This is a genomic window from Algivirga pacifica (genome assembly GCF_039543525.1).
Lineage (GTDB): Bacteria > Bacteroidota > Bacteroidia > Cytophagales > Flammeovirgaceae > Algivirga > Algivirga pacifica.
This window is the reverse complement of the sequence record NZ_BAABJX010000071.1, coordinates 15,835-28,664: the sequence shown is the minus strand read 5'-3', so window position 1 is coordinate 28,664 and position 12,830 is coordinate 15,835. Positions and strand designations below refer to the sequence as shown.

The window sequence follows — 12,830 nt, the reverse complement described above, 5'->3', positions numbered from 1 at the left end:
ACATAAAGATAGCGCCTTAGAACGAATATCTTAAATCAAAATTTTCAATGAGCGAAAGCTCAGATATAATTAAAAAGATATACTATGAACTCTCTGGAAAAGGGATGAGAAAGGATAGGACAGGAGGAAATATCCTCTTATCAAAGATCCTCATTGCTTTTGACCCGAAAGCTCCGATTGAAGAATAGATGATGGCAGGTCTTCTGACTTACACCACTACCGGCTCCTTCCCATACCTAAGAGGTACAGTGGATGCTACCGGAAGCGAAACAGGTGCTTACAGCTACGGGTATAGTTCCGGATTCTCACCGGATTCCCTTTTAAAATGAATCTTTTAGAGACTCATTACCATAATCAATGCAAAAATAGTAAAAAAAATGATTTGTTTATCGGTTATCGCTTATAAACGATAAGCGATAAGCAATAAACAGTATTCAATTCTATAGCTTTTTGAAAGCTTGAAATACTTCCTTACTAATCGCTTTATCAGTTTCCACTTCCAAAATACAAGCTTGATCTGAAGCGATGAATGCAGGCAACAGTTCTTCCAATCCATCTCTGCTGTTAGCATGTAGGTACGCTATACCAAACTCTTCACAAAGTTGTTGGGCTGTACTCTGCTGTGGCGTCTCAAAATAATCTTCCAGCTCTGGTTGTCGGGCAGGTCCAGGGATCATCCTAAAGATTACTCCTCCATGATTATTTAACAACAATACCTTCTGATTCCCCTTACGATAGCTGTTCCAGAAAGCATTACGATCATAGAAGAAGGCTAAGTCTCCTGTGAGCAATACATTTGGATAATCCGTTGCTAGGGAATGTCCAATCATTGTGCTATTACTTCCGTCTATGCCACTGGTTCCTCTATTTGCAAAAACGGTGATATCTTTCCTGTTCTGTAGGTTGATAAAGTTGGCATAGCGAACAGACATACTATTGGCTAAATGAAGCTGTGTATTTTCCGGTAAAGCCTGTAGTAAGTCATGTACGGTTTCCAGCTCTGAAAAAGGTTGCCCTTTTAAGAAGGAAGCCATATTGGTAGTGACCTGTTCATCCCATTTTTTCCAGTCCTTGAGGTATTCTTCCGTAGAATGGTTAAGCGTAGCCCATTGCTCAAAGAAGCTCTTAGGTGTACAACGAATAATACTGCTCAGACTTTGGAAAGTATCTGCTACATGTCCAGCTTCCTGTATGTGCCAATGGGCTTTTGGTTTGTACTTGCGCAGGTACAGCTTCAGGTTCTTGGAGATCACTGAATTGCCAAATGTCACTAATAGGTCTGGTTGCAATGCTTCATCTACTTTTCCTAAGAAAACGTCCTGATGGTGAATCGCATTCTTTAAGTAAGAATAATTCGAGATCACATCCGCACAAACAGGGTAGGGGAACTGCTCCAGTATAGTCCCTAGTTCCTGATCTCCTTTTGTTTGCCCCGCTACGATTAAAACTTTAGAAAATGATTTTAATTGTGTCTTATAAGGCGCAAAGTGTTCCTTGGTCATTACCGGAGCAAACGTATGCTCTTCTATGTTCCTTAAATCAGGATTGAAGAAATATTGCTCGTCTATTTCCGGATAAAAAGGCTCCCGAATAGGGATGTTGACATGGACAGGCCCTTGAGGATACTCCTTACTTAAGTTAATCGCCTCAGAGATACTTCTCTGTATATACCATTGTGCTTCCGGATGAGAATAATCTACCGGAAGGTGATAGCTTTTCTTAATATGGTTTGAAAAAATATCCCTTTGACGAATTGTTTGTCCATCCAACTGGTCAATCCATTCGTCGGGTCGGTCAGCTGTCAGAACGAGCATAGGAATATGCTGATAGTAGGCTTCCGTAACCGCCGGTGCATAGTTGAGTGCCGCTGTTCCAGAAGTACAAACAATTGCTACCGGATTATCTTGCTGCTGTGCAATCCCCATGGCAATAAAGGCCGCAGAGCGTTCATCTGAAATGGTTCTGGTATGAATATCAGGATGTCTGACAAAACCCAAGGTAAGGGGCGCACAACGTGAGCCTGGTGATAAGACAGCTTCCTTAATTCCTTTGAGGGCACATAGCTGGACAATGTCAGCGATTGGTTGAAGTGGATAGTATTTTTGCATATAAAAAGTGTAGCGTGTAGCATGTATAGATTACTATACACGCTACACTTATCATTCGTTAATCAGTAATTTTAATGCGTTCTCCAGATCTAGGGGAGTGTCAATGCCTATACTCTCCTTGTCGGTGACACCTACCTTAATCGTATAGCCATTTTCCAGCCATCGGAGTTGCTCCAACTTCTCCATTTGCTCAAGTGGAGAAGGTTTTAGTTTAGTGATTTCGCCCAAAGCTTCTGCCTTATAGGCATAAATACCGATATGCTTATAGAAGTCATGGTGATCCAGCCAAACGTCTTGAGGGTAGTCCCTTAGGTATGGGATAGCCTGTCGGCTAAAGTAAATGGCATTACCTTCCTTGTTTTTAATAAGCTTGACAATATTAGGATCGAAAAGCTTTCCATTTTCCTGAATTTGAATACCCAGGGTAGCAATATCTGTTCCTTGGGTCTGTATCAATCCTGCCAGCATATCAATTTGCCCCGGATCAATAAAAGGTTCGTCTCCTTGTATATTAATCACATAGTCAAAAGACTCTTCTCCCTGTAGTTGTAAAGCTTCATGGCATCGGTCTGTTCCACTCAAATGAAACTCCGAGGTCAATACCGCATCGCCTCCAAAAGCCTTGACGTGATTATAAATTTTCTCATGGTCTGTAGCCACCACTACCTTATCCAAAGAAAGGGCTTTCTTTGCTTGCTCATATGTGCGCTGAATCATGCTCTTACCCATCATATCCGCCAGTGGCTTGGCAGGAAAACGAGAGGATGCATATCGCGCTGGAATAATACCTATTATCATCATTTTTGATGGCTCTATATTTTGGTCAACAGAAACAGCTTCAAATATACAACAGTACGCAGTAACGAAAAAGAATTAATGCCTGTATATAGAATGTCAAAAAACTTATAACTTTGTAGAATATTTTTAGGTTATACTAAAAGAAGCGTTTGTTCATATTGTTTAATTGAGCTTCGCTCGTTCATATTGTTTAGTTGTTTTGTTATAGGTAATTCGTAGAGAATCAGCTGAAAATCATAAACTAAGCCCATGTGTTGCTATATAAACACGTTTATATGGTTTAGCTGTTTATCATAGATCATTACCCAAATAACATGAGCGAAGTTTATGCTTCCCAATGGTTTCAGAAGGTAATCATCATTGATCATCAACTAAACATCATGAACGAGCGAAGCTCAATTAAACAATATGAACAGAAAGAATCATACTATTTTCAATTAAAAGCAATAGGGGCATGGAACAAATCAAAGAGGAAGAGAAAATCATTATCGGGAAAAGTTTTTTATCCGTTAAGTTGGCGGCCTTTCTGTTGGATCATCAGGAGTTAGAGGACGAGACAAGATTGCTGCATATACACCGTGCAACTCATATCCCTATTCATGATTTGGTGAAAGCCTATCAACAGCAACAAATTCTAATTGAAAAGCATTTGAACGCCTTTATTGATGCCTATCAACCTCAAAAAGAGGAGGAGTTACCCCCTTTAATCTCAAAATGGGTGAACCCATCCATGCTTGAGTATTATATGTATGAGGAAGAAGTAGGAGATTATATTGTTGCAGAAGAACAAAAAGGGTAAAGAAACCTATCCAAAACTAAGCACTATCAAATAGACTAAACATGAGTAAAGGAAGCATCCATACATATTTTTCCAATATCAAGGAAGCCGTAAGCACTTCCCTTGGAGGCGCGGCCTTGACCTGGCAGCACTTTATCAAAGCGATGACCAAGGAAAGTAGAAAGCCCGTACATACTTCTCATGAAGATTATTTCAAAAAGTATGACGAAGGTATTTTTACCTTACAATATCCTAAAGAGAAGTTCCCCGTGCCGGATAACGGGCGATACAAATTGGATATTGTCATGGATGATTGCATCGTTTGTGACAAGTGTGCAAAGATTTGTCCTGTGGACTGTATTGATATTGAAGCGATCAAATCTACTGAGGTGATTGGTCATACTTCTGATGGTACTGCCAAACGTCTTTATCCAGCAGTGTTTGATATTGATATGGCTAAATGTCTTTATTGTGGTCTTTGTACTGCTGTTTGTCCTACAGAATGTCTTACGATGACAAAGGAGTACGATTACAGTACTTTTAATCTGAATGAACTCAAGTTCGAGTTTTCTGAAATGTCGGAAGAGGAAGTAGAGGAGAAAAAGAAAGCTTACGAAGAAGCACAAGCCAACAAAATGAAGAAACATTTAGCTAGTAACTCATAAGAATACCTTTACGATTCTTATTCGCAATCTATTACCTTAAAATGGAACAATATATAATTCAGGGCGCATTTTTTGTATTTGCAGCCCTTACACTTTTACCTGCATTGGGTATCTTATTCAGCCGTAATGTCTTGAATAGTGCTTTACTACTTTTGGTTTCCCTAATTGGGGTAGCCGGCATTTTTGTTTTGGCTTATGCCGATTTCTTGGCCATTACACAAATCATGGTCTATATAGGAGGCGTTTTGATCTTACTTCTATATGGCGTAATGTTTACCAAGAAAAGAGATGCCAGTGGACTATTGACAAGCCATACCAACAAGCTAGCAGGAGTGGTAACCGTAGGAGCGTTGGCTTCCGTATTTTTACATCTTCTACTGAACGGCAATCAAGAACTTCTTTCCGTAATCATTACCGATAATCCAGCCGAAAGCAGTATTCCTATTATTGGTACTGCCATTATGACCAATTACGTGTTGGCTTTTGAGGTAATCGCTGTATTATTATTGGTAGCCCTGATTGGAGCCGCTTATATTTCTGGTAGAGATGTACTGGATACACCCCAAAAATAATTGAACTTTTCTGTTCATATTTTTGTGTTATATGTCGTTGTTCTATAATATTTTATCACTATTTGGCTATGTAAAGCCTGTTTATAGGACTTGCATATTACTTTCACATTATTTATTTTGAAAAAATATAGATGATCCATTTGGTCATTTTTATAACATATTGAACTGTCTGATGTCTTTTTTCATCGACAGTTTCTTGTTTTTGGAGGGAGGGCCTTCAATAACTATAACCCTTGATTTTATAGATAAAACTTATTTATCACATGTCAGATATTACTTATTATACTGCCGAAGGGCTTCAGAAACTTAAAGAACAACTTCAAGATTTGAAGACCAGAGGAAGAAGAGATATTGCAAATGCAATTGCTGAAGCCAGAGATAAGGGCGATTTGAGTGAGAACGCAGAGTATGATGCGGCAAAAGAGGCACAAGGACATCTGGAGGCTGATATTGCAAAGCTTCAAAACCTGATTGCCAATGCCAGAGTACTGGATGAGTCAAAACTGGATACCTCTAAGGTTAGTATCTTATCCAAGGTGAAAATTAAAGCACCTACTGGAAAGACCGTTGTATATCAATTGGTTGCTGCCAAAGAAGCTGACTTAAAGCAAGGTAAAATCTCTGTAGATTCTCCAATCGGCAAAGGACTAATCGGAAAGAAAGTAGGAGAGGTAGCAGAAATCAAAATCCCTGCAGGAATCCAGAAGTTTGAAATTTTGGAGATCTCTATCTAAGAGCTTGTTGAGACTACTGATTCGGGTAGGAGAAACGATAAAGGAGGAAGGATAAAGGATTATAAAACACCATATAGCGTGTTACCTTTGTCCTTCCTCCTTTATCCTTCAACAATAATTAGCCGCCTCAACAAAGCTATTTAGTAGCTGGATTGATTTTGATTATCGGAGGATATCCCTTATTATCGCCTAATGGTAGGATTCCAAGGATTATATAGACATTTGGAGTATACCATTACTTAGTATTTCACCATTCAACCTGATACCACATGGCTAGTATTTTCTCAAAAATTGTTGCCGGAGAAATTCCATCTTATAAGATCTATGAAGATGATAAGTACTTTGTCTTTTTGGATGTTTTCCCATTAAAAAAGGGACACACCTTAGTGATTCCAAAACAAGAGGTAGACTATATGTTTGACCTGGATGATGATACCATTGCAGGTCTGTATGTCTTGGCTAAGAAAGTAGGGATCGCCTTAAAAAAGGCCGTTCCTTGTAAGCGTATTGGTCAGGCTGTATTGGGACTAGAGGTTCCTCACGCCCATTTGCATTTGGTGCCTATCAATACAGAATCAGACCTTCGATTCAATAATGAGAAGCTTAAGTTAGCTCCGGAGGAAATGGAGGAAATCGCCGCTAGTATTCGTTCATATTTGGAAGAATAAAAGTCTTAGCATCTGTTCATGATGTTTAATTGAGCTCCGCTCGTTCATAATGTTTAGTTGAATAATTAATGACCTCTTCGAGGCCATATCATGATCAATACGAAGTATTGATAAAAAACTCAACTAAACATTATGAACGAGCGAAGCTCAATTAAACATCATGAACAAATCATCCTACAGCAGATAAATAATTATGACAGCAGAAGAAGCGAAGAAGAAAATAGCTGCATTGACCGAGCAGATCAACCACTATAATCACCAATATTATGTCAATGCGATTTCAGAAGTGACCGACTATGAGTTCGATATGCTTCTGAAAGAATTAGAGCAATTGGAAGAAGAGCACCCGACCTTAAAGCAAGAGGATTCTCCCACTCAAAGAGTAGGAGGAACCATCACGAAAAACTTTGAGACGGTAGCTCATACATATCCGATGCTGTCTTTGTCTAATTCCTATAATGAAGAGGACTTATATGAATTTGACCAGCGCGTACAGAAGGGATTGGAAGGAGAAGAGTATGAGTATGTATGCGAACTCAAGTTTGATGGGGTAGCCTTAAGCTTGACCTATAAAAACGGTATCCTGAAAAGGGGCGTCACCAGAGGAGATGGTGCACAAGGAGATGATATTACTGCGAACATTAAAACAGTGCGTACTATTCCTCTTAAAGCACAAGGCAAAGATGTGCCTGACTTCTTTGAAGTACGTGCAGAAGGCTTTATGAGTAGAGCTTCTTTTGACCGTATCAATAATGATATTGCAGAAGAGAATATACGCCGCGAGCAGGAAGGGAAGAAGCATCTGAACATGCTAGCCAATCCAAGGAATGCTGCCGCAGGAACGTTCAAGATGCAAGATTCTTCAGTGGTTGCCAGTAGACAGCTGGATTGCTATGTCTATGCGTATATGAGTGAGAACGACCCTGTAGAAAAACATGAGGAAGCATTGCAGAAACTGAAGGAGTGGGGATTTAACGTCTCTCCATCTTATCAGCGATGCCGTAACATGGATGAGGTGATTGCCTACATTAAAAAATGGGAGGAAAAACGCTTTGAGTTACCATTGGATACGGATGGTGTAGTAATCAAGGTAAACCACATCAAGCAACAGAAGGAGCTAGGATCAACAGCCAAGAGTCCAAGGTGGGCCATTGCCTATAAATACAAGGCGGAAAGTGCTACGACAGCCTTGGAGTCTATTACTTATCAGGTAGGTAGAACGGGTGCCGTAACTCCTGTGGCTAATCTTGCACCTGTACAACTGGCCGGCACAGTAGTGAAAAGAGCCTCTCTGCATAACGCCAATGAAATTGAGCGCTTGGACTTGCACGAAGGGGATCAGGTATTTGTAGAAAAAGGAGGAGAAATCATTCCTAAGGTGACAGGAGTGGATCTTTCTCAAAGGTTAAAAGATGCCAAACCTTTTGAATTTATTCATGCTTGCCCTTCATGTGGCACAGCATTGGAAAGAAAAGAAGGAGAGGCGGCTTATTATTGCCCGAACGAATTGGGTTGTTTACCTCAGGTAAAGGGACGTATCGAACATTTTGTTGCCCGTAAAGCGATGAATATTGATTCCCTTGGTAGTGAACGTATTGAGCAAATGCTAGAGGTAGGGTTGATTAAGGATGCAACGGATTTATATAGTCTTCGAAAAGTCGATCTGATTGCCAAGCTAGAGAAATTCAAGGATAAGTCTGCAGAAAAAATGGTCGCTGGAATTGACGCATCCAAAGAAATTCCATTTTCCAGGGTATTATTTGCCATTGGAATACGATTTGTAGGAGCTACAGTGGCAGAGAAACTAGCGACGCATTTCCGTAGTCTGGAAGCACTATCAAAAGCTGATCGGGAAACGTTGATCAACGTACCTGAGATTGGTGAGAAAATAGCGGATAGTATTTTAGCGTTCTTTCAAGATCCTAAACAACAAGCGTTTATTGAAAAACTTAAGCAAACGGGCGTACAGCTAGAAATGCCTGAGCAAGAAGAAGCTACCGTGGAAGAGGCTATCTTTGAAGGGCAAACGTTTGTGGTTTCTGGGGTCTTTCAGGACTATAGTAGAGACGAGTTAAAGAAATTAATTCAACGTTACGGCGGGAAAGTAGTTTCCTCTATCTCAAAGAAATTAAATTACTTGGTGGCTGGTGATAAAATGGGGCCATCAAAAAAAGAAAAGGCGGAAAAGTTGGAGGTGCGTATCGTCTCTGAGCAAGAGTTTAAAGATATGCTTCCTTTATAAAAAATTACTGAGGTGTATAAACGCCTCAGTAATTGTTACAATAAATAAATTACTCACTTTTTTAAGCTGCATAGATTTTGAATAATGTTAAAGAGTTTTTTGTCAAACGAAAGCTGAACGAAGCGATCAATAGCAGCAAACATTTTGATCGTAAAAGCACTACTTTTACAGAGAGTAAGCGAATTGGAATTTTATTTGGTATATCCACCAAAGAAGAGGCTGATGTGATTCGACAGTTAATTCATCAATTGACAGAGGAAAAAAAGGACGTACAGGCATTTACTTATTTTGGAAAGAAAGAGTTAAACCTTTATAATTTCCCTTTTGAGTATATGACAGAGGACGAAATGGATTGGCAAGGAGGAATGCAGTCAGAAAAGGCGTTTAAGTTTATCAATCAACCTTTTGACTACTTGCTGTACCTGTCTAGTAAAGATAGTTTACCCTTGAAGTTTTTACTGGCAAGTAGTAGAGCATACTGTAGGGTAGGAGCCGTACAGGAAGGTGACAAGGATTTATTGGAGCTAATGATTGGCGTACCTTCTTCCGAAGGCATTTCTGTACTTTCCGAAGAAATGTTGAGTTACTTAAAGAAAATCAACTCTTAAAAAACTCCCCTGATAGAATTTCTGATTAAGCTGTAAGGCAAAAGAAAAGAGACTTAAAATTGGATTTAAGTCTCTTTTATATGTGTTAAATATTTTAACACTAGTTCATTAAAATAGCAGGATTACTTTCCTTCGTTTTTAATGTTTTGTACTTCAAGTCTGATGTCTTGAGCAAGTTTCTTGATCTCTTGCATGTTCTTTCTTACTCTTGTTCCTGCTGCAGCAACACCGTTACTATAAAATTTTGCAGCATCCTCTTCTGTTCTTTTAACTAGTTCAGCTAATTCTTTGAATTTTTCCATCGGTAATAAAATCTAGTATTTAGTAATAGTTTCGATATAGGCAAGTTATAAAAAACTTGATAAAATCCTAAACAAAACAAAAAGAATTTATGATTATTTAAAGGAAAAAAAATCAAATAGCGTATACAGTAATACTAAAATTGTACTATTTGAAGTTTTCTCCCTTAAATCCTCAAATATTATGACATTATTTTAGGTTGCTCATTAGCGTACACATTGGTCTCCAACTTGTGCTTAATGGCCTTAAATGCCTCAATAGTGACCTTTACTTGCTCCAAAGTGTGCATTGCTGTAGGAATTAAGCGCAGCATAATCACGTCTTTTGGCACTACAGGGTAGGCTACCACTGAGCAGAAAATATTGAAATTCTCTCTCAAGTCCCTTACCAGGTTCACCGCTTCGTTGGTTCCTCCTTTCAAGAATACTGGTGTTACACAAGAGGACGTATCTCCAATATTGAATCCTTCTTTCTTCAGTCCTGACTGCAAAGCATCTGCAATTTCCCACAGCTTATCCTTATATTCAGGGTGTCCCATCAGCAATTCTAAACGCTTCATATTACCTTTTACCAATGCACTAGGAAGTGTTTTGGCAAAAATTTGAGAGCGGGAGTTGTAGCGTAAATACTCTACCACTTGCTCGTCAGCAGAAACAAAGGCACCAATAGAGGCCATAGATTTAGCAAAAGTAGAGAAGTAAATGTCAATTTCATCCTGTACTCCCTGAGCTTCGCCTGTTCCGATTCCTTTTTCACCCACCGTACCAAAGCCATGGGCATCGTCGATTAACAGGCGGAAAGGGTATTTCTTCTTAAGGTCTACAATCTCTTTTAGCTTTCCTTGATCACCCATCATACCAAATACACCTTCCGTGATCACCAGAATAGCTCCGCCAGTAGTTTCTACTAGCTTGGTAGCTCTTTCCAGCTGTCGCTCACAGTTTTCTATATCGTTATGTGGGAATACAAAACGCTTTCCTTGATGCATACGAAGGGCATCAATAATACAAGCGTGACATTCAGAGTCATAGACCACAACATCTCGGCGATCCAGTAGGGCATCAATCACGGACATGATTCCCTGGTAGCCATAATTGAGCACCATGGTATCTTCCTTGCCTACAAAATCACTTAGTTGTTTTTCAAAAGTTTCTAGTAACGTGGAATTTCCTGACATGATTCTGGCTCCCATAGGGTAGGCCAGACCATATTCTTCTGCGGCTTCCGTGTCTGCTTTTCTTACTTCGGGATGGTTGGCTAACCCCAGGTAATTATTCAAACTCCAGTTAAGCACTTTCTTGCCCCTAAAGGTCATTTCCGGTGCTAACTCTCCTTCTAACTTAGGAAAGGTATAATACCCATGTGCCATTTTGGAGTGGCTTCCTAAAGGTCCTCGGTCTTGTAGTAGTTTTTCAAATAAATCCACGGTAGTAATTTTAGGTTTATGTTTATTAAATAAGTAGCTATGGTAAGGGTAAGAATGTATACCCTTGATCAGCATAATGCTGAATGTAAGCTGGCAAAGTATATTTCATATTTCTTTGCGCCTTAATACTATCATGAAAAACAATGATTGAGCCTTTTTCGGTCAGTTTAATACTATTATTTAAACAAACCTCTTGCTCCACAGTAGGGGCATAATCCCTGCTAAGAACATCCCACATCACAATATTATAGGTCTGTTTCAGTTGCCTGGTTTGTCGATGGGTAATCTGTCCATAGGGAGGCCTAAAGTAGCTTAAGTGCCTAGGCTCATGGGTAAATTTCATGATTTCCGCATGACAGCGTTCAATGTTTTCATAGTAAAGCGCATTCTTGGTTGTCCATCCTCTCAAGTGGTTAAAAGTATGGTTTGCGGCTGTATGCCCTCCTTCCAGTATTTTCTCAAAGACGTAGGGGTTTTTTCGAATATTGTCTCCTACACAAAAAAAAGTAGCTTGTAATTGATGTTCTTTTAATATTCTTAATACCCATTCCGTAACTTCTGGTATTGGTCCATCGTCAAAAGTCAGATAGATGACTTTCTGTTGGGTGTCCATGTTCCATACCACTGAAGGATATAATTTTTTGTGAATCCAGCCAGTTTTTTGATATAATTTCATTCGGTATAATTGCACAAATTTAATATTACGATATTCACTGCAAATTTTAAAGCATTATACCGCTCTTGTGTGTTTAAAATCGTTATTTTATCATAAAATATCTCATAATACTCCACAAAACGCCTTATCCATGGACGAACATAAGAAAATGTTACGTGCACTCAAGCAAGTAGAACTAGAATTTGACATCATCATACAGAAAGACCGTCGTAACTGGCTCAAAGTGGCCAAGCTTTTAGATACTATAGAGAAACAAGAGCTTTATAAGGTGAAGGCTCGTTCCTTTACAGAATACGTTCGGGAACTGTCCAAAAAAAGCGGTGTCAATATCTCTACCTTATGGCGTGCCCGGTCTGGCGCAAGGGTATTTATGGAAATCAACAATATCCCAGCGATTGAGGAGATTGATGAGCGCACCGTGAAAACAACTCCTGAACAGCTGGAAATGTTTGGAAAGGTACGTACCATCGCTCCGGAAGGTATTGTAGAAAACGTAAAGGAAAGATTACTGAAAGGGGAGGGGATGCGCCACGAACTCAAGGAGCTATGGAAGATCTATCGCCCCCTTAAAGGCGGACAGACAGAACGGGGCCGAAAACCTAAAGTGGAAGAGGAGGAACCCGCACCACAATATGAAGTACCTTTTAGTGCCAAGGCCGTTAAGGTCAATAAAAGTATTGAGGAGAACCGCTACGTACAGCTGATGAAAGACTATCAGAAGATGCAGCGTTTTCATATCAGTGACGAGGATATTACGGAGGCCAATATTATCAATGCCCTGAGGACCCGTCGTTGGGTGAGCCTGACATTGGACCAATATGAAATCAATAAGTTTAATTCTTTCGTCAATTTCTTTGTGGATGAACATGCCGTCAAAAATGAAGAAGGAATGGACTTGCTAGCTTTAGTAAGAAAAGATGTAGAAGATAAAGGGAAGCTTCCATTGGTTTTTGGCGTGACTGACGTTGCTCATTTAGATAACCTCGAAAGTTTTGAGGCGATACAGCGAAACGCCACCTTCTGTAACTACTATTATGTTGCCGTACCAATGTATCACGAGCACTTGAAGAAAGCCCTGGAGATTCTGGATGAGTCTATCGGAATTATTGCTGTAGGAGAGGAGCTGCAAGAAGATACCAAGCATGAGCTTAAAATTGTGCGCCGAAGTCCTTATCATGAGATTGAGGTGGAAAAAAAGATACAGTTGTTCTCCAGTGTTTCCTTGAGGGCTTTGGGATGGGATTAATTCATTATA

The 12,830-nt window shown here is 39.6% G+C and carries 13 protein-coding genes and 1 riboswitch; of the genes, 8 read left to right on the top strand and 5 right to left on the bottom strand.

What is annotated here, in order from left to right; genetic code table 11:
• Positions 1-176 precede the first annotated feature (176 nt).
• Positions 177-368: riboswitch (cobalamin riboswitch) on the bottom strand.
• A gap of 72 nt (positions 369-440) precedes the next feature.
• Positions 441-2,108, bottom strand: coding sequence for a 2-succinyl-5-enolpyruvyl-6-hydroxy-3-cyclohexene-1-carboxylic-acid synthase (gene menD, locus ABD985_RS21065; RefSeq protein WP_345375304.1), 1,668 nt, complete (start codon positions 2,106-2,108; stop codon positions 441-443).
• A 51-nt stretch (positions 2,109-2,159) separates the two neighbouring features.
• The gene (gene kdsB, locus ABD985_RS21060; RefSeq protein WP_345375302.1) at positions 2,160-2,909 is read right to left on the bottom strand and encodes a 3-deoxy-manno-octulosonate cytidylyltransferase; all 750 of its coding nucleotides are present in this window, start codon (positions 2,907-2,909) and stop codon (positions 2,160-2,162) included.
• 451 nt (positions 2,910-3,360) lie between these two features.
• Between kdsB and ABD985_RS21055 the strand changes: the two genes are divergently transcribed.
• The 7 genes from ABD985_RS21055 (at position 3,361) to ABD985_RS21025 (ending at position 9,173) form a co-directional block, all read left to right on the top strand.
• Positions 3,361-3,705 carry a hypothetical protein gene (locus tag ABD985_RS21055; RefSeq protein WP_345375300.1) on the top strand — a complete coding sequence of 115 codons (345 nt, stop codon included), beginning with the start codon at positions 3,361-3,363 and terminating at the stop codon, positions 3,703-3,705.
• A 41-nt stretch (positions 3,706-3,746) separates the two neighbouring features.
• The gene (locus tag ABD985_RS21050; protein ID WP_345375298.1) at positions 3,747-4,349 is read left to right on the top strand and encodes a 4Fe-4S dicluster domain-containing protein; all 603 of its coding nucleotides are present in this window, start codon (positions 3,747-3,749) and stop codon (positions 4,347-4,349) included.
• A 41-nt stretch (positions 4,350-4,390) separates the two neighbouring features.
• Positions 4,391-4,921 carry an NADH-quinone oxidoreductase subunit J family protein gene (locus ABD985_RS21045; RefSeq protein ID WP_345375297.1) on the top strand — a complete coding sequence of 177 codons (531 nt, stop codon included), beginning with the start codon at positions 4,391-4,393 and terminating at the stop codon, positions 4,919-4,921.
• A gap of 263 nt (positions 4,922-5,184) precedes the next feature.
• Positions 5,185-5,655 carry a transcription elongation factor GreA gene (greA, locus tag ABD985_RS21040; RefSeq protein ID WP_345375295.1) on the top strand — a complete coding sequence of 157 codons (471 nt, stop codon included), beginning with the start codon at positions 5,185-5,187 and terminating at the stop codon, positions 5,653-5,655.
• A gap of 269 nt (positions 5,656-5,924) precedes the next feature.
• On the top strand, positions 5,925-6,323 hold the full coding sequence (locus ABD985_RS21035; RefSeq protein WP_345375292.1) for an HIT family protein: 399 nt from the start codon (positions 5,925-5,927) through the stop codon (positions 6,321-6,323).
• A gap of 193 nt (positions 6,324-6,516) precedes the next feature.
• A complete protein-coding gene (ligA, locus tag ABD985_RS21030) occupies positions 6,517-8,565 on the top strand; it encodes an NAD-dependent DNA ligase LigA (protein ID WP_345375291.1) in 2,049 nt (682 codons plus the stop codon).
• A gap of 77 nt (positions 8,566-8,642) precedes the next feature.
• Positions 8,643-9,173: a DUF6913 domain-containing protein gene (locus ABD985_RS21025; protein WP_345375290.1), complete on the top strand. Its 531-nt coding sequence runs from the start codon at positions 8,643-8,645 to the stop codon at positions 9,171-9,173.
• A gap of 122 nt (positions 9,174-9,295) precedes the next feature.
• Here ABD985_RS21025 and ABD985_RS21020 read toward each other — a convergent pair whose 3' ends face one another.
• The 3 genes from ABD985_RS21020 to ABD985_RS21010 form a co-directional block, all read right to left on the bottom strand.
• Positions 9,296-9,475: a histone H1 gene (locus tag ABD985_RS21020; protein WP_345375288.1), complete on the bottom strand. Its 180-nt coding sequence runs from the start codon at positions 9,473-9,475 to the stop codon at positions 9,296-9,298.
• A gap of 179 nt (positions 9,476-9,654) precedes the next feature.
• The gene (locus ABD985_RS21015; RefSeq protein WP_345375287.1) at positions 9,655-10,899 is read right to left on the bottom strand and encodes an aminotransferase class I/II-fold pyridoxal phosphate-dependent enzyme; all 1,245 of its coding nucleotides are present in this window, start codon (positions 10,897-10,899) and stop codon (positions 9,655-9,657) included.
• Between the two features lie 37 nt (positions 10,900-10,936).
• Complete coding sequence (locus tag ABD985_RS21010) at positions 10,937-11,575, bottom strand: polysaccharide deacetylase family protein (protein WP_345375285.1); 639 nt, start codon at positions 11,573-11,575, stop codon at positions 10,937-10,939.
• 130 nt (positions 11,576-11,705) lie between these two features.
• On the opposite strand from ABD985_RS21010, the gene ABD985_RS21005 reads away from it, so the two are divergent.
• Positions 11,706-12,821 (top strand): hypothetical protein, encoded by a 1,116-nt coding sequence (locus ABD985_RS21005; RefSeq protein ID WP_345375283.1) that lies wholly within the window; start codon positions 11,706-11,708, stop codon positions 12,819-12,821.
• The last annotated feature ends 9 nt before the right edge of the window (positions 12,822-12,830 follow it).

Coding starts and splice junctions, on each gene's coding strand:
- menD (WP_345375304.1), bottom strand. CDS start 2,108: ATGCAAAAATACTATCCACTTCAACCAATCGCTGACATTGTCCAGCTA.
- kdsB (WP_345375302.1), bottom strand. CDS start 2,909: ATGATGATAATAGGTATTATTCCAGCGCGATATGCATCCTCTCGTTTT.
- ABD985_RS21055 (WP_345375300.1), top strand. CDS start 3,361: ATGGAACAAATCAAAGAGGAAGAGAAAATCATTATCGGGAAAAGTTTT.
- ABD985_RS21050 (WP_345375298.1), top strand. CDS start 3,747: ATGAGTAAAGGAAGCATCCATACATATTTTTCCAATATCAAGGAAGCC.
- ABD985_RS21045 (WP_345375297.1), top strand. CDS start 4,391: ATGGAACAATATATAATTCAGGGCGCATTTTTTGTATTTGCAGCCCTT.
- greA (WP_345375295.1), top strand. CDS start 5,185: ATGTCAGATATTACTTATTATACTGCCGAAGGGCTTCAGAAACTTAAA.
- ABD985_RS21035 (WP_345375292.1), top strand. CDS start 5,925: ATGGCTAGTATTTTCTCAAAAATTGTTGCCGGAGAAATTCCATCTTAT.
- ligA (WP_345375291.1), top strand. CDS start 6,517: ATGACAGCAGAAGAAGCGAAGAAGAAAATAGCTGCATTGACCGAGCAG.
- ABD985_RS21020 (WP_345375288.1), bottom strand. CDS start 9,475: ATGGAAAAATTCAAAGAATTAGCTGAACTAGTTAAAAGAACAGAAGAG.
- ABD985_RS21010 (WP_345375285.1), bottom strand. CDS start 11,575: ATGAAATTATATCAAAAAACTGGCTGGATTCACAAAAAATTATATCCT.
- ABD985_RS21005 (WP_345375283.1), top strand. CDS start 11,706: ATGGACGAACATAAGAAAATGTTACGTGCACTCAAGCAAGTAGAACTA.